Here is a 19,913-nt window from a genome sequence, read left to right as displayed (position 1 = left end):
GGCCTATCGTGTTCCGCGCAGTCGGCGGGAGAGTTCGGCCTTCAACTGGCCGAACGGAATGGTAAGCACGTCTTCGCGCCCGACGATGACATAGTCATTGCCAGGCGCCATGTCATCCGCCGCATGCGTGCGGACGGCCTCTCGCAGCCGTCGCCGGACGCGGTTGCGCACGACCGCATTGCCGACTTTCTTGGTGACGGTATAGCCGACGCGTGGCGACAACCCGTCGCCGCGGTCGAGAACTTCAACGAGAAAAAGCCGCCCGCGCCGCTTTTCACCACGGCGGACGGCCAGGAATTCCGCGCGCTTCAGAAGCCGCTTGGGATTTGGTCCCACTGGCTTGCCGGGTGCGGGCAACGATCTCGTCTTCCGTTCAGGCGCTGAGCCGCTTGCGGCCGCGGTTGCGGCGGGCTGCGACGACGCCGCGACCACCCTTGGTGGCCATGCGGGCACGGAAGCCGTGACGCCGCTTGCGGACGAGTTTAGACGGTTGGTAGGTACGCTTCATTTGTTTTAATACCGCGGGGTGCGGCCCTTCTTGATTCTGTCACTGTGTAACAGGAGCTTTGCCGGGCCGGTTTGGCGCGATCGAAACCGCGCCGGGACGAATGGCCCGAGCGTGAGCGGCTTATAGAAAGAAGGCTTTTGGGAGTCAATCCAGAGCGAACGACCTGTTCGTCTCGGCGCGGTCGGGCCGATGGACGCGATGTTCTGCGCCGCTGCCGCTTTCCGAGCAAGGATGAAATTGGCAAAAAAGCCGCAATCGCCTAATCTCGGGCGATCAAGCGATCGTGAAGACAGGGTAGCATGAGCGAAGTTCCACCCGCGGATGAAAGCACCGGACCGGCGAAAGCCCCCGTCCGTACGGTGCCTTTGGCGCGCGGGCTGTCGACGAAGCTCCTGCTGCTCACCATCGTCTTCGTGCTCTTGGCCGAAGTCCTCATTTTCCTGCCCTGGATTGCCAGCTACCGGCTGAGCTGGCTGAAGGAGCGGCTGAGCACGGCGGCGGCCGTGTCGATCGTCCTGGTGCAGGGCGAACCCAATTCGCTCTCCCGCGCCGCCCAGAACGACGTGCTGATGGCGATCGGCGCCAAGGCGATTGCCGTGCGCGACGGCGGCGTCTCGCGGCTTTTGGTCGTGGCCGAGATGCCGCCGCAGGTCGATGAACATATCGATATTGCCAGTGTCGGCATGATCAAAGGCATGACCGGCGCCCTGGACACGCTGTTTTTCGGCGGCAAGCGCATGCTGCGCGTGTTTGGACCGGTTGGCGACAGCGACAAGGAATTCGAGCTGATCATGCCCGACCACTCCCTGCGCAAGGCCATGCTCATCTATTCGCGCAACGTCGCCTTCGTCTCGCTGCTGATCTCGCTGTTCACCGCCATGCTGGTCTATGCCGCGATTGACCTGATCATGATCGGCCCGATCAGGACGATGACGCGTTCGATGCTGGCTTTTTCCGAGGCGCCGGACGATCCCGGGCGAATCATCCGCCCGGCCGCCCGCGCCGACGAGATCGGCGTCGCCGAGCGCGAGCTGTCGTTGATGCAGGAGCGGTTGCAGAAGATGCTGTCCGAGCAGAAGCACCTCGCCGACCTTGGCCTCGCCGTCTCCAAGATCAACCACGATATGCGCAACATCCTGGCCTCGGCGCAGCTGATGTCGGACCGGCTGCGCCAGGTCAAGGACCCGACCGTGCAAGCCTTCGCGCCGAAGCTGCTGCGCGCGCTCGATCGTGCCGTGTCCTATTCGGAGGGAGTGCTTTCCTATGGCCGCACCCAGGAGCCGCCGCCATCGCGCCGCAGGCTGCGGTTGCGCCAACTGGTCGAGGACGTCCACGGTCTGCTCGACATCGAAGACGGCATCGAGTTCGTCAATGCCGTCGATCTGACGTTCGAGGTGGATGCCGATTCCGACCAGTTGTTCCGCGTGCTCACCAATCTCTGCCGCAACGCCGTGCAGGCGATGGCGGCAGACACCGAAAGTGCGCTCGTGCGCCGATTGGCGGTGTCGGCCGTTCGCCTGGGCAGCGTCAGCCGCATCGTCGTCACCGACACCGGTCCCGGCCTGCCGCCAAAGGCGCGTGAGAACCTGTTCGCGGCGTTCCGCGGCTCTGCCCGCAGCGGCGGCACCGGCCTTGGCCTGGCAATCGCCTATGAATTGATCCGCGCCCATGGCGGCACGGTGGAGCTGGTCGAAAGCATTGGCGGCAACACCACCTTCGCGGTCACCATTCCCGACCAGCCGGTTCGGCTCGATCAAGCTCGCAACGGCCTACGCCGCCCGGCCTGATCCGGAGCAATTCCAGGAAAAGTGCGCAGTGGTTTTCCGTCCGGAATTGCGCAGAACAAAAAGCAATTCCAGGAAAAGTGTGCAGCGGTTTTCCGTCCGCGATTGCGCGGAACAAAGAGCAGCCTTGCGCAAGGACACGCAAAACTTTTGCCGGATCGGCTTGCTTTTCCGAAATTCAGTCGCTAGGGAACACGTCTTGTCGCGGCCGGTCGTCAGGATCGGACTGCGGGGCTATGCAAAGCATGGCCTGTTGCGCGCCCGTAGCTCAGCTGGATAGAGCACCAGACTACGAATCTGGGGGTCAGGAGTTCGAATCTCTTCGGGCGCGCCAACTACTATCCTCCCGCGCGACCCGCAGTCATAAGGTACCCGATTGTGCCTTAGGAGACGGATGGCAATAGCGCCAACCGAATGGTTGAACGACGTTGGCTCAACTGCGTGTTCGAAAAGCCGGCAGGCGGGCCATACGTCAAATTGAGCAGATGCGGTTCATAGCGACGACAGAACTGCTCGTACTGCTACAGTGCAGTCTGCCAAAATGCCACTCGATAAGGAAGCTTTGTGCCTTCGGCTGCCCACTCGCCGGTCTTTCTGAAAAGTCCGGACGCATCCAATGTTTCTGGAAAGACCGGATTGTTGTAAGCGATCTTAACATCTCGTGGGTTGTCCAAGATGTCACGTTGCAGGTTGGCGACTACCAACTGCAAGGTTCCTGGGCCAAACGGATGGAACAGATAGACGATTGTCGTTCCGCTTGGATCGTATCGCTGCGCCGGAGTACAGATGAACTGTATTTGTCGATCCGAGACAGCGCTTTTTTCCAGGTTCATACAAGCATGGCGATAAAGCGAAGGGTCGATTTCGACACCGACGCTCCGCCCACATCCAGCCCAGCAAGCAGCAAATGTTGTGCGCCCCATGCCCGATCCAAAGTCGACGAAGACATCGTCGGGGCCGGCGCCAAGATGCTTGAGTATCTTGAAGATCACACGATAGGGGGTCGGTTCGTAGTGCATACGCAGATCAAGAGAGTCTTTGTCTCCGATCGCCGGGGTGTAGCCGAATGTCGAGATTCCGAGTCGACGATCCCAAAACTCATCGACTGGGTTGAGAAGTCGGGTTTTCCAACCACTGCCTTTGAGTATGTTGAGCAATCCTCCACGCATTCGAAAGCCTCGGATTGAGCCTCTGTCGATAGCTCAGGTGGTGTTAGCGCTATTCACTTGAACCGACCGGCCGATGTCAGCATTGAGGAGTTGAAGCATCTCGTATCGACGCCTGTACATTGCTCTTTTGCGCGGAGGCATCTCGGACGGCGTGCGAAAGGGAACCGCTACAGGAAGGTCGAACATCGAATGGGAGGGGGAGACACTTGCACCGTGTTCGATCCATGTGGCGTCATGTCTAAAGTGAATCCTGTCGATTCTGCCTGCGAAATAGCTGCTGCGCGCAACGCAGTCACGGTCCATCGGCGCGAGTATCTTGTCGACCTTCAGGTGGGCGCATAGGAGTCGGAATGCCGCGATCGTCAGGTCGCGGGGGCGCATTCCGAATGCGCCGCGCGTAATCAGGCGGTTGCGCTCCAATGCTTCCTCACCGTGCTCGCCGCCCTGTAGCGCTCCAATATAGGCAACGGTATGTGTGCGCTCGCGACCTAACGTGAACGCCAGAGAGCAGATGCGCTTCTGCTCCAAGAAGAGGTTCAACACGACCTCACCCTCGTCTTGAAACCAGTTTGGTTTGTCCAGCACGATCTCCAGGCCGGCTACTTCCGTCCGGAGGTACGCCAGCGCAACGCCACTTCCACTCGGAAAGCCCATTAATTCCGTGAAATCTTGAATGAGCCGGTAGTGGGTCTCGATGACGTGTTGTGACTTTTGCTGCGACCATGACACATTGATGTAAGGCCGGTCGCTCAGAGCTGGCAAAAGGGGGTGCCGTCTCAGGATTTCGGAACTTTTCGTACCCGAATGCTTCTCATGCCAGTCCCGCAGGCGAGGCCAGTTTGACAAACATTTCAGATATAGCTTTGCCAGGCGCAGATATCTTATAAGAGCTGGACCCTCGAAGAATGCCTTCGACATTCCGATCCTGGTAATCAGCATCCATAGGTCCAAATTCGAAACTGTTTTGAAATCGTCTACTTCAAAGGAGCGTCGGTCCCGCAGCTGCGTGTCTAGCGACACAGGAATTTCTCCTTCCTGAGAGGATAGGACATCCACAAATTCCTCCTGCCACCGCACAGTTCCGGAAGGTTGAGCTGTCAACTCGAGACGTAGACTTCAGCACCAAAATATTTCGCCTATCTGCGCCCCTGTCAACAATTTGGATCTAGTCCATAAGAGGGATAGTCCGAAGGGATTAGGGGCATACCAGTTGATAGCGATTCCGAAACATTCAGGAGCGCTCCTCTTTCGCAACTAAAACAAAAACAATGACATACGAGTTCCGGTTTCGTCTTCTCCCGGCGCGCATTTCTATTCCATCTGTTTAATAGCTTGATGAAGTTGAGCCGCACAGGGTTCGGACTCGCAATTTTTCCTGCTGTTCTCGGATTCAAATCGCGCGACCTCACCCAGTTGATCATCTCTCAGCAAAAGGAATTGGTGCTTGCCTGCGAGGTGGCTGAAGTTTCCGGCATCGCCAAACTTGCGCGTTTCGCAATGCCTCTTTCTCAAAAAGCAGGTGCTCGAAGCTTTGCTTGCCGGCTCCAGGCTTCAGGAAGCCAACCTTCAAACCTTCGCTTGAGGGAAACGATCGCGCCCGTGCCGCGCCAAGCGGCGACCGATCTAGCTTACAACCTCCGATCTAGCTTACAACCGATTGCATAAATCAATCAGAACCGTGCGGATGTGCCGCGTGAGGAAAGGAAGCGGGATGGCCAAGCTCGTGTTCGGAATGAACCAGTCCCTGGACGGCTACGTCGACCATATGACGTTTGCGCCAAGCCCCACCCTCTTCCGCCACTTCATCGAGGAGGCTCAGGGGCAGGTGGGCAGTGTGTACGGTCGCCGAATGTATGAGGTCATGCGTTACTGGGACGACGATCATCCTGAATGGGATGCAGAGCGACACGCCTTCGCGGCGGCGTGGCGGAACCAGCCGAAATGGGTCGTCTCGCGCTCGTTGAAGTCGGTCGGTCCCAACGCCACGCTTGTTGCGGATGATCTTGAGGGCGCGATCCGCAAGCTGAAGGCCGAGAGCGCCGGGGAGATCGAGGTTGCTGGTCCGGACTTGGCGCAAAGCCTCACCGAACTTGGCTTGATCGATGAGTATCGAATCTACCTACACCCCGTCGTGCTTGGTCACGGCAAGCCATATTTCGCCGGAGCCCGGCCGCCGCTCCGCCTTGTGACTAATGATCGGATTGGCGAGGATGTGATCAGGTTGACCTACGTTCCTGCTTGATCTTGCGACTCGCCGGATGGAAATCGCCACGCCGTTCGGTGAAGAGCCGCGGCGAGATGGTGCCATCGATGCCCACTCCGCTCGACGTTCCGCTCAACCGTCAATGAAGCGGATATCTGCGTCGACGACACAATAGGGCGCGTAGCGGAAATCGCGGATCTGGATGACCTGTTCTTCAAGCCATTCGACCAGCATGAAGCCGCGCACGCCGCTCTCCGGCGCCTGCGGGTCGCGGATCAGGATAGCCGGCCTGTCCTCGACAAAACCGAGCGACAGTGCCCAGTCGCTGACGCGGTCGTAATTGCCGAAATAGGTCGACGCCTGCGCCTTGCCGCGCAGCCGGGTGCGGTTGACGACCTCAAGCTGGATATCCTCGGCAATCAGCGCCCGCACGGCGTCGAAGTCGCGCGCGTTGAACAGGTCGACATAGCGGCGCAAGCGCCGCTCGTCGTCGGGATCGAGCCGGGGCACGACCGCCTGTTCGGGCTCCGATGCCAGCAAGCGAAGCTGCGCCCGCCCGCGATGCAGCGTCGCCTTGGTCGCGGCCAGTGTCGCCCCTGAGACCTCGCAGGTCTCGTGCAGGCTGAGGCCAAGCACGTCGACCAGGATCACGGCGCTGCGCTGCGCCAGCGAAAGCTGCATGAAGCTGCGCAGGCCGGTCGCAGTGGCGAGCCTCGCGTCGGCGCTGCTGGAGAGGTCCTCGATCGTCGTCATGTCGGCCTCGGTGATACGCAATCTTTCGCGATTGCGCCGGCGCAGATGATCCTGCGCGGCATTGTGGGCGATGCGAAACAGCCATTGCTCGGGGCGTTCGACCGCCGCATGCGCATCGACAGCCTGCAGCGCCTTCAGCATCGTTTCCTGGACGATGTCCTCGCCGTCGATCACCGAGCCGGCCATGCGGGCGCAGTAGCGGTGCAGCTTCGGCCGCAGCCCGGCCAGCATGGCTTCCAGTGCCGGCCGGTCGAGTTTTCTCATGGCGTCCATTCTCTTAACCAAGTCTACTCGGTGGCGGCCAGCATACGGTAATTGCCGATGATCTTGACAGGCGATCGCCTGACAGGCGTCGAGCGCCTCTGCGCATGAGTTTCGCTGAAAGCCTTGAACGCCGCGAGCCCGGTGATCGCGGAGCTATCCTTGTCCTGGCTGACGATGTGGATGAACTCGCCGTCGTCCAGCTCCAGCACGAGATAGCGCATGGCCGGCGGCGCCGCCTCGCCCAGCGCCTCGAACACCTTTGTCACCAGCGCGCGGTTCGCGTCCAGCTCGCCGTCTTTCACGCCGTAGCGAATGACTGTGTAGTCCATCGCCTGTCTCCTGATTGGTTGACCTGCACAAAGGACGCTTGGCGGCGCCGAAAAGATTAGCACCCCTGAGAATCTTTCTGGTCGCCTGCATCGTCTTTTACTTGATCGGGGCTGCGCCGCAGCCATCAAAGAGAGGAGAGAGACTTGTCATGCACATCCAGTTTGCCGAGCTGCCGGTGTTCGACCAGGACCGCGCCAAGGCGTTCTATACCGATCACCTCGCCTGCCATGTCGCGGCCGATCAGCCGATGGGCGATGGCGGCTGGCGCTGGATCGAGCTGACATTTCCCGGCGCCGTGACCAACCTGCACTTCGCCAGGCGCGCCGATGATGCGGCGGCTTTGGAGCCCGTGCTGGTGCTGGTCGACGGGGATGTCGAGGCGACGGTCGCTTCCTTGAAAGCACGCGGCGTCGAAATCATCACTGAGCCGCAGGAGGCGCCGTGGCAGCCGGGCCGCACCGTCGCCGAGTTCCGCGACAGCGAGGGCAACCGCATGGTGATTGCCAGCGACTGAGCACCGCTGAACGCACCGAATTTGTGATCCACCAATTTTGAACCCAGAGGAGAAAACGCCATGAACTCCCAATCCGTGAGCCTAGAGGATGCGACCCGTGAGGACATGACTGCAGCGACACTGAAAGTGCCGGGCGCCAGCCTCTATTATGAGACACGCGGTTCCGGACCCGTGCTGCTGATCATCCCCGGCGGTCCACAGGATGCCGGCGTGTTCGCCGATGTCGCTCGCCATCTCGCCGACCGCTACACGGTGGTCGCCTACGATCCGCGCGGCAATTCGCGCAGCACTTTCGACAGCGCGCCACAGGAGCAGGATCTCGACATCCATGGCGACGATGCCGCGCGACTGATTGCGGCGCTTGGCGAAGAGCCTGCCTATGTGTTCGGTACCAGCGGCGGCGCCCAGATCGGGCTCAATCTCGCTGCCCGCCATCCCGACCGTGTGCGCGCGCTGGTCGCGCACGAGCCGCCCAGCATGATGATGCTCGACGATCCGTCACCGGCTCTGGCCGGCATGCGCGACCTCCACCACACATATCGCAGCCAGGGCGTCGAGGCGGCTATGCGGAAGTTTTTCACCGAGCACGGCCTGTCCGACGGAGCAGGACCGGAAGAAGCCCGGCAGGATGACGCCTCGCCGCAGGACGAGCCACCACAATTCGTCTCGACGCCGGAGGAGGCAGAGACCTTTGTCCGAGTCAGCGGCAATTTTGATTACTGGCTGGCGCATGGCATCATGCCGCTGTCGCTCTACCGTCCCGATGTCGAGGCGTTGCGTGGCCGCCTTGTCGTGGTCGGCATCGGCGAAGGGTCCGTCGGGCAGCCGATCGATGGCATGGGCAAGGCATTGGCCGAGAAGCTCGGCACCAGGCGGGTCGCCTTTCCTGGCGACCATATGGGCTTTGCCCCCTATCCCGATCGGTTCGCCGAGACCTTGCACTGGGCGCTCAGCGGCGCATTGGCCGGGTCATAGCGTTGCCGGTGTGATTTTCTGGAATGGCGTCCGCAAGCCCGATGCAGGCGCCGTTCTCCCTCTCAGCCAACCGCGGCGGCCGCTGCCCGACCGGCGCTGCGGCCGGAAAAAATGCAGCCGCCGAGAAACGTGCCTTCCAGCGCTGCATAACCATGCACGCCGCCGCCGCCGAAACCGGCGACTTCGCCTACCGCATACAGCCCTTCGATCGGCTGACCATCGGCGCCCAGCACGCGGCTGTCGAGATCGGTCTGCAGGCCGCCCAACGTCTTGCGCGTCAGGATGTTGAGCCGGACCGCGATCAGCGGCCCATTCGCGGGATCGAGCATCTTGTGCGGCTTTGCCGTGCGGATCAGCCGGTCGCCGAGATAGGCGCGCGCGCCGCGCAGGGCGGTGATCTGCATGTCCTTGGAGAACGGATTGTCGAGCTGCCGGTCGCGGGCGCGGATCTCGCGTCCGACCTGGGCGAGCTCAAGCAGCGGCTCGCCGCCGGCCAGTGCGTTCATGCGGGCAACCAGCGCCGGCAGTTCGGCCTCGACGATGAAATCCTCGCCCTTCTCCATGAAGGCCTTCACCGGACCGGGAATGCCTGACGTGGCGCGGCCGATCACCTGGCGCCAGCTCTTGCCGGTCAAATCGGGGTTCTGCTCGGAGCCCGACAACGCGAACTCCTTCTGGATGATCTTTTTGGTCAGGATGAACCAGGAATAGTCGAAGCCTGTAGCCATGATGTGGCTGAGCGTGCCCAGCGTATCGAAGCCGGGATAGAGCGGCACCGGCAGGCGTTTGCCACGCGCGTCGAGCCACAGCGACGACGGGCCGGGCAGGATGCGGATCGCATGGTCGGTCCAGATCGGCGCCCAGTTCTTGATGCCCTCCACATAGTGCCACATGCGGTCGCGGTTGATGAGGTTGCCGCCGGCCGCCTCCGTGACCGCCAGCATGCGGCCGTCGACATGATCTGGAACGCCGGTGATCATGCGTTTGGGCGGCGCGCCCAGCCGCTGCGGCCAGTTTTTCCGAACCAGCTCGGGATTGGCGCCGATGCCGCCGGAGGCGACGATCACCGCTCGCGCCTTGAGTTCGAAATCGCCAGCGACGTCGCGCGAGCTTTTTTGGCCGCGCTCGATAGAGCTCGGTTGCAATATGTCGCCGCGCACCCCGGTGACGACAGCGCCGGTGCGGACCAGTTCGTTGACCCGGTGGCGGAATTTGAAGCGGATCAGCCCTTGTTTCTCCGCTTCGCGCACGCGCTTGACGAACGGTTCGAGCACGCCCGGTCCAGTGCCCCAGGTAACGTGGAAGCGTGGCACCGAATTGCCGTGGCCGACGGCATTGCCGCCGCCGCGCTCCGCCCAGCCGACCACGGGAAAGAATTTCAGGCCGCGTTGCATGAGCCAGGAGCGCTTCTCGCCGGCGGCGAAGCCGACATAGGCCTCGGCCCAGCGGCGTGGCCAGAAATCCTCCGGGCGGTCGAAGGCGGCGGTGCCCATCCAGTCTTCGAGCGCCAGCTCATGCGAATCGCGGATGCGCATGCGCCGCTGCTCGGGCGAATCGACGAGGAAAAGGCCGCCGAACGACCAGAATGCCTGGCCGCCGAGCGATTGCTCCGGCTCCTGGTCGACGATGATGGTCTTCTTGCCCGCCTCGGCCAGCTCCGCCGCAGCGACGAGGCCGGCCAGGCCGGCGCCGACAATGATCACGTCCGCATCGTCAGCCATTTTTGCTCCCCCCGGCTTTGACAGAAATGGTCAGACCTTTTCCCAGCCGTCCTTGCCGCCGGCGCGGAAGATGGCATCGATCACCTTCTGGTTGAGCACGGACTCTTCCAGCGTGAAGACGCGCTCCTTGCCGCCTTCTGCTGCCCGCGCGAAGGTCTCGACCTCCAGCCGGTACTGCTGCGTTCCGGGGAAGCGGAACACTTGCGCCTCGGTGTGGTTCTGGTTGTGCAATTCGACTCGATGATGGTCGTAAAGCCCGGCGTTGAACGGCGAGAACACTTCGATGAAGCCTTTCTCGCCGTGGAACACCATCACCTGCCGCGCCGCCATCTGCGTCGACAGGTAGAAGGACAGTTCGAAGTCGCCGAAATCGGCGCGGATCGAGGAATAGATGTCGGTGCCGAATGTCTTGTCGCGCTCGATCGTCGCCTGCACGCGCAGTGGCTCCTTGCCGGTCGAAAAGCGTGTCGACACCGTCGGATAGACGCCGATGTCGGGCAGTGCGCCGCCGCCGAGGTCGAGCTGGTTGCGCATGTTCTTGGGGTCGACATTGTAGTAGGAGAACGCGCCTTGCACATGGCGCAGCCGGCCGATAGCGCCGCCGGCGATGAGGTCACGCACCTTGATCCATTGCGGGTGGTAGATGACCATGAAGGCCTCGCAGACCAGCACCTTCCTGGCCTCGCGCAGCTTGATCAGCGGCAAAATGTCCTTGGCGTCGAGCGCCAGCGGCTTTTCGACCAGCACATGCTTGCCGGCCTCGATCGCCTTGGCCGTCCATTCGACATGCTGCGAGGTCGGCAGCGGGATGTAGACGCCGTCGACCTCCTTGGAAGCAAGCAATTCCTCATAGGAGCCGAAGGCATGGTGCGCGCCGAAACGGTCGGCCAGTGCTCGGGCCTTCGACAGATCGCGGCTGGCGATCGCCGACAGCACGCCGTTCTCGGCCTCGACGATTGCGGGCAGAAGCTGCTCGCGGCCGATCTTGGCCGTCGACAAAACACCCCATCGGAACATCAGGCTTCTCCATCTCTAGATTGCAGGCGTCGAGGTTTGCCCGAAATCGATGGAAAAGCCAATGCGGGAGCATGATCCCGAAAAGTGGGAACCGGTTTTCGGAAGATCATGCTCAAACAAGAAGCCGGAATCAGCCGCGCTTGCCGGTCAGCGTCATGTCGAAGTCGACGATGTTCGAATAGATCGGCGTGCCGACATCCATGCCGTAGCGTGACCGCAGCACCTTGCCGGTGACGTGGAATTTTATCGTGCCGGCCTTGAGACCGCCGAGCTCGGCGGTGAATTTTTCGGCAAACGTCTTGCCGCGCGCCGTTAGCCGTCCGGTGACCAGGGCCGTTGTATCGCTGGTGCGTTTCACGCTGGTGGAGCGGAACTGGATTTCCGGGTGGTTGGCGCTGTCGAATACCGCGTCGGAGCGAAGGAACGCATCGATGCGGCTCTGGCCGGTGCCGACGCTTTCGGGAAAGATGGTGAAGTTGACCTGTGAGCGGCCGACATCGCTGTTGTCGATGCGGATGCTGCCCTTGAAGCGGGCGAAAGCGCCATCGAGACCGCCGCCGCCGGCCTTGCCGATGGAGAAGCGGATGCTGGAGCTGGCCGGGTTGATCGTGTAGCTGCCGGCGGCGTCGCCGAGGTCCACCGCTGCGAAGACAGGCATGGCAAGGCAAACGGCGATCGCCGCAGATCCGAGGATGCGCGCGTACATGGGGCTGATCCTTTGTTTTGGAGGCAACGCTCTTTGCGTCCTCCCCCACAAACGAATGAGCCGCCCGCTCTATTCCGGATCTGACGAAGGTGTGATCATGCGCGTCAGTACCGCATCCTTCAGCCAGAAATGATGGCGCAGCGCCGCCACCAGATGCAAGGCGACAAGTCCGATGCCGGCATAGGCGAGATACCAGTGCGCCGCCGTCCAGAAGCTTTCTGCCGCGTCCGATAGGCCGAGCGGCAGGTTGGGCATGACGAACAGGTTGAACGGCATGCTCGGGATTTCGAGCATCGAGACCGAGACGAGCGCCCAACCGGACAGAGGCAGAGCCAACTGAAACGCGTAAAGCGCAAAATGGGCGATCGGTGCTGTCCGGCGCTCCAAGGCTCCGACCGAGCGCGGCAGCGCCGGCGCCGCATTGCCCAGACGCCAGGCGATGCGCAGGATCACCAGGCCGAGCAGCAGAAAGCCGAAGGATTTGTGCAGCTGGATCAGCTCGAAGGCGGTGCGCTGGCTGGTGAGCCGCACCATGACGAAGCCAAGCGCGAACTGGCCGATGAAGATTATTGCGATCGCCCAGTGAAGGACGATCGCCGCCCAGCCATAGCGGGTGGTGCTGTTGGTGATTGATGCAGACATGAACGGTGAACGCTGGCGCGGCCGGGTTTCTTCCACCCCCTCGCAGGGGAAAATCGCATATGGCGCTCCCCCACTCCGTCTCGGCTTCGCCGAGCCACCTCTCCCCCACATTCGAGGGGGAGAGGAAATGCCAATCGCCGAAGTCGCGGCCTTGAAAGGCTTGGGTTTCCTCTCCCCCATGGACATGGGGGAGAGGTGGCCGCGCAGCGGGCGGAGTGGGGGGCTGGCGCCGCCTATTGCGATTGTCCCCCCCTTGCCGCTCCTCCGCCAAGCGTGCCCTACCAACTCACCTTGAAGAAATCGACAAAGGCGCGCAGTGCCGGACGCATCTGGCGGCGGCTTGGGTAGTAGACGAAGAAGCCGTCGAAGGACGGGCACCAGTCCTCCATCACCCGCACAAGTCTGCCGTCTCGAATGGCATCGTGCACGTAATCCTCGAACACGAAGGCCAGCCCGGCGCCATCAATCGCCGCCCTGGCTACGAGATGGTCCTCGTCGAGGATCAGCGGGCCTTGAGCCGCGAACTCGATCTCCTCGCCGTCCTTCTCGAATTCCCAGCGGTAGAGGATGCCGCTGGAGAAGCGGAATCGGATGCAGCGGTGATCGGCAAGATCATGCGGATGCTGCGGTTTGGGCATGGTCGCGAAATAGGCGGGCGCCCCGACCACGGCGCCGCGAAGATTAGGCCCGATGCGCACCGCGATCATGTCGCGCTGCAGGCTTTCGCCCAGCCGCACGCCGGCGTCGAAGCCGCCTTCGACCACATCGGTGAAACGATCTTCGATGACGATCTCCAGCACGATATCAGGATAGGCTGATGCAAAGGCGCCTAGCCGCGGCGTCAGCGCCAGATGGGCCGCGGTGCGCGGCACGGTCAGCCGTAGATTGCCGGCCGGCCGGTCGCGCGCTTCGACCGCCGATTCCAGCGCCAGATCGATCTCCGACAGCGCCGGCCGCAGCCGCTCCAGCAACTGCGCACCCGCTTCGGTCGGAGCGACGCTGCGCGTGCTGCGCGCCAAGAGGCGAACACCCAGGCGTGCCTCCAGACTGGACACCGCATGGCTGACCGCCGACGGCGCAATGGCCAGTTCCCTGGCCGCGCCGCGAAAGCTGCCGCACTGGGCGACGGTTGCCAGCACCGCAAGCTGTGAGAGGTGAGTTCGGTTCATTGATCTATCTTTTAGAACAGCCCGTGCAAATGAGAGCCGATTATCGAGCGAGGCACAAGGCGCTATTTCCTAATGCATGTCGCCCAAAAGTGCGCAGCGGTTTTGGGGCAACGACATGCACAAAACGCAACGACATGCACAAAACAAAGTCTTAAAGCGCGTGGCGAGGCGCTTTAAGCATCACAACAAGGAGACGCGTGATGCAAACCCGCAAGCTAGGAAAAGAACTTGATGTCTACCCAGTCGGTCTCGGCTGCATGGGGATGAGCTTTGTCTATGGCGGCCAGGCGGAGGCCGACGCGATCGCCACGCTGCGCCGCGCCGTCGACATCGGCGTCAACTTCTTCGACACGGCCGAAGTCTATGGCCCCTACGAGAACGAGATCCTGCTCGGCAAGGCGCTGAAATCTGCACGTGATAAAGTGACGATCGCGACCAAATTCGGCTTCAAGATCCTGGAGGAAGGCAGCGGCATCGAGCGCATGGCCGGCGTCGACAGCCGTCCCGAACACGTCAAGGCGGTTGCCGAGGCGTCGCTGAAACGGCTGGGCACCGAGGTGATCGACCTCTACTACCAGCACCGTGTCGACCCCAATGTGCCGATCGAGGACACCGTCGGCGCCATGGCCGAACTGGTGCGCGAGGGCAAGGTGCGCGCGCTCGGCCTGTCGGAGGCCAGTGCTGCGACCATCCGCCGGGCCCATGCCGTGCATCCGATATCAGCCGTGCAGAGCGAATACTCGCTGTGGAGCCGCGATCCGGAAGACGACGTGTTTGCCGTCTGCCGCGAACTCGGCATCGGTTTTGTCCCGTACAGCCCGCTCGGTCGCGGCCTGCTCACCGGCACCATCGCCAAGCCTGAGGCGCTGGGGGCCGACGACTGGCGCCGCACCTTGCCACGCTTCCAGGCCGACGCCATGGCGGCCAATGCGGCCATCATCGCCGTGCTGGAAAAGCTGGCGGCGGAGAAGGGCGTGACGTCGGCCCAGCTGGCGCTGGCCTGGGTGCTGCATCAGGGCGATTTCATCGTGCCGATCCCAGGCGCCCGCAAGATTAGCCATCTCGAGCAGAATGCGGCAGCGGCAAATATTGCGCTGAGCGAAACGGAGGTGGCCGCCATAGGCGACGCCCTGTCACCGGAAAAGGTCACCGGCAAGCGCTACACCGAAGCAGGACTGGCGCTGGTGAATGGCTAGGCCTTCACCCTCCCCCTTGTGGGGGTGAGAAGTGGTCCGCGTAGCGGGCGAAAAGCCAATTGCTTGGCTTTTCGAACTTCGAACGCCCTTAGCCTGCGAAGGGCCGGGCTGACAACTGGCGAGCCCAGCCGGGTCCCCGCTGCTTCGCAGCGTCCCGGCGTTCGCTGGCCTTTCATCGTGCCACTGGCACGATGAATTCGCCTACGGCGAACCGGCTGCTTACCCCCAAAAGAGGGAGGGTGAGGTCACCAAGGCACCACCGTGATCTCCGGCCAGTTCTCTCGGGCACGCGCGCCCTTGGTCTCGTGCGTCTGCTGGTTGTCCAGCACCCGGTTCGGGGTGATGCGAAACGAGAAGATGTCATCGAGACCGTAGGGCGCCACCAGGTCAAGCTGCCCATCCATGTCGAAGCGGACGCCAACCGCGTGGGTCCGCGAGGCGAAGAAACGGAGCGAGTGACTGGAGCTCGTATACCGGGGGCAGGGTCGTCCGAACTTGGCCGGATACCACAGATGCACCCGCGCCTGGTTGCGCAGCTCGACCGGCAGCGGCAGGTTGGCGAAGACTGGGGCAGCGCGGGCAATCACACTGTCCTCGGCTTCATAGGACAGGTCGCTGTCATCGAAATAGAACAGGTCGACATCCCTGATGCCGTAGCCCGACGGTTTCCCGGTCAGATAATTCCAGACGCTGTTGTAGAGCGCCCCAGAAACGACCAGCCAGTCAGGCAGGGCAAGGCTGCGTGCCCGCCCAAGCGCCTCACGGATCAGCGGCTCTTGCGACACGATGTCGAGAAACACCGCGCGTTGTGCTTCGAACGACAACCCTGAATAGCGCAAATGGTCCATCGCCCTTTGGAGGGCGATTCGCCACCTGTCCGCAATCCCTTAGCCGCGCAGCACGCCGCCGGTCTGCTTGCCGACATTCTCGATGATGCGCTTCGCCAGCGCCTCGAAATCCTCGTCGGTCAGCGTCTTCTCGACCGGCTGGATCGACACCTCGATGGCAATCGATTTCTTGCCCTCGCCAAGCGACGCGCCCTCGAAAATGTCGAAGACCGAGACGCCGGTGATCAGCTTCTTGTCGGATGCAAGGGCGGCACGAACCAGCGTGCTGGCCTCGACCGCTTTGTCGACGACGAAAGCAAAATCGCGCTTCACCGCCTGGAAGGCGGACAGCTCCAGCTTCGGCTTGGTTTTCGTCGGCTTGGCCTTCGGCTCGGGCACGGCATCGACAAAGACCTCGAAGCCGCAGAGCGGGCCGGAGACATCCAGCCCCTCCAGCGTCTTCGGGTGGAATTCGCCGAACGTGCCGAGCACGGTTTTCGGCCCGAGCTTGATCGTGCCGGAACGGCCGGGATGATACCAGTCCGGGCCGCCGGCCTCGATCTGCAGCCGCTCGACCGGCGCACCGCAGGCTTCCAGTGCGGCGATCGCATCGGCCTTGGCGTCGAACACGCCGACCGGCCCTGCATTGCCGGCCCAGTTGCGGCCGGAGCCGTCGAGCTTGGCCGTGCCGCGCCGCACGCCGGCGGCAACCCGCCGCTGCTGGTCGGCGCCATCGCCCTCATAGGTGCCCGAAACTTCGAACAGCGCCACATCGCCAATGCCCTTGTCGGCATTGCGCTGCGCGGCCGCCATCAGCCCCGGCAGCAGCGATGGCCGCATATCGGACATGTCGGCGGCGATCGGATTGGCAAGCTTCAGTGCGGTCTGGCCACCGCCGAACAGTTCGGCGTGTTTTGCCGGAATGAACGACCAGGTGACGGCCTCCATCATGCCGCGCACTGCGAGCGCACGTTTTGCCGTGCGGGTGCGGACCTGCAGCGTGGTCAGGATCCTGGAATTGACCGCGTCATGGGCGCCAAGCGGCTGCGGCACGATGTTGTCGACGCCATGGATGCGCATCACCTCTTCAACCAGATCGGCCTTGCCGTCGACGTCCGGACGCCATGAGGGAACCGCGACATTGACGACATCGCCCGAGCCTTCCGGCTTGAAGCCGAGGCGCGACAGGATATCGAGACTTTCCGCCTTCGGTACTTCGATGCCTGTCAGCCGCTTCACTTCCGAGAGCGGGAAGGAAACGATCTTGGGCGTGTGGCCGGCATAGCCGACGACTTCGGTCTGAGTAGGCGTGCCGCCGCAGAAATCGAGCACCAGTTTCGTCGCCAGTTCGACGCCGGGAACCATGAATTCGGGGTCGACGCCGCGCTCGAAGCGATAGCGGGCATCGGTGATGATGCCGAGCGTCCGGCCGGTGCGGGCCGTGGCGATCGGGTCCCAAAGCGCGGATTCGATCAGCACGTCGGTGGTAGCATCGTCGCAGCCGGAATGCTCGCCGCCCATGACGCCGGCAACGGATTCGACGCCATCGTCGTCTGCGATGACGCACATCTCAGGTGTCAGCGTGTATTCGCGGCCGTCGAGCGCCTGCACCTTTTCGCCGTCACGCGCCCGCCGCACGGTGAGGTTGCCGGCGACCTTCTTCGCATCGAATACATGCAGCGGCCGGCCGCGGTCGAAGGTGACGTAGTTGGTGATGTCGACCAGCGCGCTGATTGGCCGAAGGCCAATGGCGATCAGCCTTTGCTGCAGCCATTTCGGCGACGGTCCGTTCTTGACGCCGCGCACCAGCCGTAGCGCGAAGCCCGGGCAAAGCTCCGGCGCTTCGATCGTAACCTTCACCGGCGTCTCGCCCTGACCTGATATCGCTTCGATCGGCGCGCTTTTCAGCGTGCCAAGCCCGCTCGCCGCCAGATCCCTGGCAATGCCGTAGACGCTGGTCGCGTCCGGCCGGTTCGGCGTCAGATTGATCTCGATCACCGGGTCGTCGAGATGCGCATAGGCGGCAAAGCTGGTGCCGACCGGCGCATCGGCCGGCAGGTCGATGATGCCGTTGTGCTCGTCGGAAAGTTCGAGCTCGCGCTCGGAACACATCATGCCATGGCTTTCGACGCCGCGGATCTTGCCGACCGTCAGCGTCACGTCGATGCCGGGAACATAGGTGCCGGGCGCGGCAAAGGCGCCGATCAGGCCGGCTCGGGCATTGGGCGCGCCGCAGACGACCTGCACCGGGGCCTTGCCGTCACCGGTATCGACCGTCAGCACGCGCAGCCGGTCGGCGTCCGGGTGCTGCACCGCCGTCAACACCTTGGCGATGACGAAGGGCTTCAGGCTCGTCTTGTCGTCGACATGCTCGACTTCGAGGCCGATCGAGGTCAGCCGCTCGACGATCTCGTTGAGCGAAGCGTCGGTCTCGAGGTGATCCTTGAGCCAGGAGAGGGTGAATTTCATGGTTCTGTTCCGTGTGGTCTTTTGACGCTTGTTTTCACGTGTCTCGGCAAGTCGTCGGACATATGCAGGAAGGGCAGTTGCTCGCTGACATAGGCATGCAGCGTCGGCTCGAAGTCGGCCGGCATGTCCATGGCGCCGAGCATGAAGTAGATGTGGTCTTCCAGCCGCTCGTCGACATAGGCGATCGGCGAGCCGCAGATGCCGCAGAACGAGCGTGTCACCGGCCCGTTCTCGAACATCTTCAGCGCCTTGCCGGTGAAAGCCACCTGCTCGGTCAGGAAGCCGACAAAGGCCGACACCGGCGCGCCGCTGGCCCGCCGGCAATCGCCGCAATGGCAATAGCTGATGTGGTGCGGTTCGGCCGAAGCCTCGAACCGCACGGCGCCGCAGCGGCAGCCGCCAGCGTGTGGCGCTGTCATGTGCTCAAGCCGCCGAACAGCGTCGGCATGTCGAGCGGCCTGAAACCGTAATGCGACAGCCAGCGCACGTCGGCGTCGAAGAAGGCGCGCAGGTCCGGCATGCCGTATTTCAGCATGGCGATGCGATCGATGCCCATGCCCCAGGCAAAGCCCTGGTATTCATCGGGATCGAGCCCGCCATGGCGCAGCACATTGGGGTGCACCATGCCGCAGCCGAGGATCTCCATCCAGTCGGAGCCTTCGCCGAAGCGCACCTCGCCCGGCCGCGAACGGTCGCACTGGATGTCGACCTCGAGGCTGGGCTCGGTGAACGGGAAGAAGGACGGGCGGAAGCGCATCTTGACCTGTGGCACCTCGAAGAAGGCCTTGCAGAACTCTTCCAGCACCCACTTCATGTTGGCGACGTTGGCCGACTTGTCGATCACCAGCCCCTCGACCTGATGGAACATCGGCGAGTGGGTGGCATCGGAATCCTGACGATAGGTCTTGCCGGGGATGACGATGCGGATCGGCGGCTTCTGCGTCTCCATGGTGCGGATCTGCACCGGCGAGGTGTGGGTGCGCAAAAGCTTTCGCTCGCCCTTCTCGTCCGGCTGGAAGAAGAACGTGTCGTGCATCTCGCGCGCCGGATGCCCCTCAGGGAAGTTCAGCGCGGTGAAATTGTAGTAGTCGGTCTCGATATCCGGCCCTTCGGCAATGGCGAAACCGAGGTCGCCGAAGATCGCGGCGATCTCGTCGATGACCTGGCTGATCGGGTGGATGCGGCCGCGCTCGGCCGGCGACTGCCGCACCGGCAGCGTCACATCGACCTTCTCGGCGGCAAGACGGGCCGAGATCGCCACGTCCTTCAGCTCGGCCTTGCGCATTGAAAGCGCCTCGGTGACGCGGTTCTTGAGGCCATTGATCGCCGGGCCTTTGATCTGGCGCTCGTCGGCCGTCATCGAACCGAGCGTCTTCAGCATCTCGGAGACGGAGCCCTTCTTGCCGAGGGCCGAAACGCGCACAGCCTCGATCGACGCCTCGTCGGCGGCCGACGCGATGTCGGCCATCAGGGAATTTTCGAGAGTTTCCATGTCACTCATGTTCCAGACCCGATCAGAGCAATTCCAGGAAAAGTGTGAAACGGTTTTCCGTCCGGAATTGCGTAAAAACAAAGACAGGGAGCGGTTCGGCGTTTCCGTTAAACGATGAACCGCTCTAGGCATAAGAAAAACCCGCGCCAGCCGTGCCAGCGCGGGTTCCCCAAA

21 protein-coding genes and 1 tRNA gene are annotated in these 19,913 nt (G+C 62.6%); 7 read left to right on the top strand and 15 right to left on the bottom strand.

What is annotated here, in order from left to right; translation table 11 throughout:
• Nucleotides 1-3: 3 nt before the first annotated feature.
• Entirely contained in the window at nucleotides 4-357 is a 354-nt protein-coding gene (gene rnpA / locus LHFGNBLO_RS07845; RefSeq protein ID WP_258605654.1) for a ribonuclease P protein component, read from the bottom strand.
• A 16-nt stretch (nucleotides 358-373) separates the two neighbouring features.
• Nucleotides 374-508: a 50S ribosomal protein L34 gene (gene rpmH, locus LHFGNBLO_RS07840; protein ID WP_008833937.1), complete on the bottom strand. Its 135-nt coding sequence runs from the start codon at nucleotides 506-508 to the stop codon at nucleotides 374-376.
• Nucleotides 509-807: 299 nt separating this feature from the next.
• Here rpmH and LHFGNBLO_RS07835 point away from each other — a divergent pair, with 299 nt between their 5' ends.
• Nucleotides 808-2,295: a sensor histidine kinase gene (locus LHFGNBLO_RS07835; protein WP_258605653.1), complete on the top strand. Its 1,488-nt coding sequence runs from the start codon at nucleotides 808-810 to the stop codon at nucleotides 2,293-2,295.
• A 254-nt stretch (nucleotides 2,296-2,549) separates the two neighbouring features.
• Nucleotides 2,550-2,626: transfer RNA gene (locus LHFGNBLO_RS07830), tRNA-Arg, on the top strand.
• 187 nt (nucleotides 2,627-2,813) lie between these two features.
• Here LHFGNBLO_RS07830 and LHFGNBLO_RS07825 read toward each other — a convergent pair.
• Both LHFGNBLO_RS07825 and LHFGNBLO_RS07820 read right to left on the bottom strand, forming a co-directional pair.
• Complete coding sequence (locus LHFGNBLO_RS07825; protein ID WP_258605652.1) at nucleotides 2,814-3,449, bottom strand: hypothetical protein; 636 nt, start codon at nucleotides 3,447-3,449, stop codon at nucleotides 2,814-2,816.
• Nucleotides 3,450-3,494: 45 nt separating this feature from the next.
• Nucleotides 3,495-4,400 carry a VirK/YbjX family protein gene (locus LHFGNBLO_RS07820; protein ID WP_258605651.1) on the bottom strand — a complete coding sequence of 302 codons (906 nt, stop codon included), beginning with the start codon at nucleotides 4,398-4,400 and terminating at the stop codon, nucleotides 3,495-3,497.
• Between the two features lie 396 nt (nucleotides 4,401-4,796).
• Here LHFGNBLO_RS07820 and LHFGNBLO_RS07815 point away from each other — a divergent pair, with 396 nt between their 5' ends.
• Complete coding sequence (locus LHFGNBLO_RS07815) at nucleotides 4,797-5,126, top strand: hypothetical protein (RefSeq protein WP_258605649.1); 330 nt, start codon at nucleotides 4,797-4,799, stop codon at nucleotides 5,124-5,126.
• 46 nt (nucleotides 5,127-5,172) lie between these two features.
• Nucleotides 5,173-5,703, top strand: a complete 531-nt coding sequence (locus LHFGNBLO_RS07810) for a dihydrofolate reductase family protein (RefSeq protein ID WP_258605647.1) — start codon at nucleotides 5,173-5,175, stop codon at nucleotides 5,701-5,703.
• A gap of 93 nt (nucleotides 5,704-5,796) precedes the next feature.
• Here the strand turns inward: LHFGNBLO_RS07810 and LHFGNBLO_RS07805 are convergent, their stop codons facing one another.
• Both LHFGNBLO_RS07805 and LHFGNBLO_RS07800 read right to left on the bottom strand, forming a co-directional pair.
• Nucleotides 5,797-6,690 carry a sigma-70 family RNA polymerase sigma factor gene (locus LHFGNBLO_RS07805; RefSeq protein WP_258605646.1) on the bottom strand — a complete coding sequence of 298 codons (894 nt, stop codon included), beginning with the start codon at nucleotides 6,688-6,690 and terminating at the stop codon, nucleotides 5,797-5,799.
• A 14-nt stretch (nucleotides 6,691-6,704) separates the two neighbouring features.
• Nucleotides 6,705-7,010 (bottom strand): hypothetical protein, encoded by a 306-nt coding sequence (locus tag LHFGNBLO_RS07800; RefSeq protein WP_258605645.1) that lies wholly within the window; start codon nucleotides 7,008-7,010, stop codon nucleotides 6,705-6,707.
• Nucleotides 7,011-7,159: 149 nt separating this feature from the next.
• Between LHFGNBLO_RS07800 and LHFGNBLO_RS07795 the strand changes: the two genes are divergently transcribed.
• On the top strand, nucleotides 7,160-7,525 hold the full coding sequence (locus LHFGNBLO_RS07795; protein ID WP_258605643.1) for a VOC family protein: 366 nt from the start codon (nucleotides 7,160-7,162) through the stop codon (nucleotides 7,523-7,525).
• Between the two features lie 60 nt (nucleotides 7,526-7,585).
• The gene (locus LHFGNBLO_RS07790) at nucleotides 7,586-8,500 is read left to right on the top strand and encodes an alpha/beta hydrolase (protein WP_258605641.1); all 915 of its coding nucleotides are present in this window, start codon (nucleotides 7,586-7,588) and stop codon (nucleotides 8,498-8,500) included.
• 62 nt (nucleotides 8,501-8,562) lie between these two features.
• Here LHFGNBLO_RS07790 and LHFGNBLO_RS07785 read toward each other — a convergent pair whose 3' ends face one another.
• The 5 genes from LHFGNBLO_RS07785 to LHFGNBLO_RS07765 form a co-directional block, all read right to left on the bottom strand.
• Nucleotides 8,563-10,221 (bottom strand): FAD-binding dehydrogenase, encoded by a 1,659-nt coding sequence (locus LHFGNBLO_RS07785; protein ID WP_258605639.1) that lies wholly within the window; start codon nucleotides 10,219-10,221, stop codon nucleotides 8,563-8,565.
• Nucleotides 10,222-10,251: 30 nt separating this feature from the next.
• Complete coding sequence (locus LHFGNBLO_RS07780; protein WP_258605638.1) at nucleotides 10,252-11,238, bottom strand: Gfo/Idh/MocA family protein; 987 nt, start codon at nucleotides 11,236-11,238, stop codon at nucleotides 10,252-10,254.
• 130 nt (nucleotides 11,239-11,368) lie between these two features.
• Nucleotides 11,369-11,944 carry a YceI family protein gene (locus tag LHFGNBLO_RS07775; RefSeq protein WP_258605636.1) on the bottom strand — a complete coding sequence of 192 codons (576 nt, stop codon included), beginning with the start codon at nucleotides 11,942-11,944 and terminating at the stop codon, nucleotides 11,369-11,371.
• 69 nt (nucleotides 11,945-12,013) lie between these two features.
• Nucleotides 12,014-12,586: a cytochrome b gene (locus LHFGNBLO_RS07770; protein ID WP_258605634.1), complete on the bottom strand. Its 573-nt coding sequence runs from the start codon at nucleotides 12,584-12,586 to the stop codon at nucleotides 12,014-12,016.
• 278 nt (nucleotides 12,587-12,864) lie between these two features.
• The gene (locus LHFGNBLO_RS07765) at nucleotides 12,865-13,755 is read right to left on the bottom strand and encodes a LysR family transcriptional regulator (RefSeq protein ID WP_258605633.1); all 891 of its coding nucleotides are present in this window, start codon (nucleotides 13,753-13,755) and stop codon (nucleotides 12,865-12,867) included.
• 200 nt (nucleotides 13,756-13,955) lie between these two features.
• On the opposite strand from LHFGNBLO_RS07765, the gene LHFGNBLO_RS07760 reads away from it, so the two are divergent.
• Nucleotides 13,956-14,951, top strand: coding sequence for an aldo/keto reductase (locus tag LHFGNBLO_RS07760; protein WP_258605632.1), 996 nt, complete (start codon nucleotides 13,956-13,958; stop codon nucleotides 14,949-14,951).
• 245 nt (nucleotides 14,952-15,196) lie between these two features.
• Here the strand turns inward: LHFGNBLO_RS07760 and LHFGNBLO_RS07755 are convergent, their stop codons facing one another.
• The 4 genes from LHFGNBLO_RS07755 to pheS are packed head-to-tail and all read right to left on the bottom strand — an operon-like array spanning nucleotide 15,197 to nucleotide 19,748.
• Complete coding sequence (locus LHFGNBLO_RS07755) at nucleotides 15,197-15,799, bottom strand: nucleotidyltransferase family protein (RefSeq protein ID WP_258605630.1); 603 nt, start codon at nucleotides 15,797-15,799, stop codon at nucleotides 15,197-15,199.
• Between the two features lie 39 nt (nucleotides 15,800-15,838).
• Complete coding sequence (pheT, locus tag LHFGNBLO_RS07750; protein ID WP_258605628.1) at nucleotides 15,839-18,247, bottom strand: phenylalanine--tRNA ligase subunit beta; 2,409 nt, start codon at nucleotides 18,245-18,247, stop codon at nucleotides 15,839-15,841.
• Nucleotides 18,244-18,666: a GFA family protein gene (locus LHFGNBLO_RS07745; protein WP_258605627.1), complete on the bottom strand. Its 423-nt coding sequence runs from the start codon at nucleotides 18,664-18,666 to the stop codon at nucleotides 18,244-18,246. Before LHFGNBLO_RS07745 ends, pheT begins: the two co-directional genes overlap by 4 nt.
• A complete protein-coding gene (pheS, locus tag LHFGNBLO_RS07740; protein WP_258605625.1) occupies nucleotides 18,663-19,748 on the bottom strand; it encodes a phenylalanine--tRNA ligase subunit alpha in 1,086 nt (361 codons plus the stop codon). The genes LHFGNBLO_RS07745 and pheS overlap by 4 nt, the downstream gene beginning before the upstream one ends.
• Nucleotides 19,749-19,913: the final 165 nt, after the last annotated feature.

It is taken from the genome of Mesorhizobium sp. AR10 (assembly GCF_024746795.1).
Taxonomy (GTDB): domain Bacteria; phylum Pseudomonadota; class Alphaproteobacteria; order Rhizobiales; family Rhizobiaceae; genus Mesorhizobium.
The sequence above is the reverse complement of the archived record's forward strand: the minus strand, read 5'-3'. Positions and strand labels throughout refer to the sequence as shown.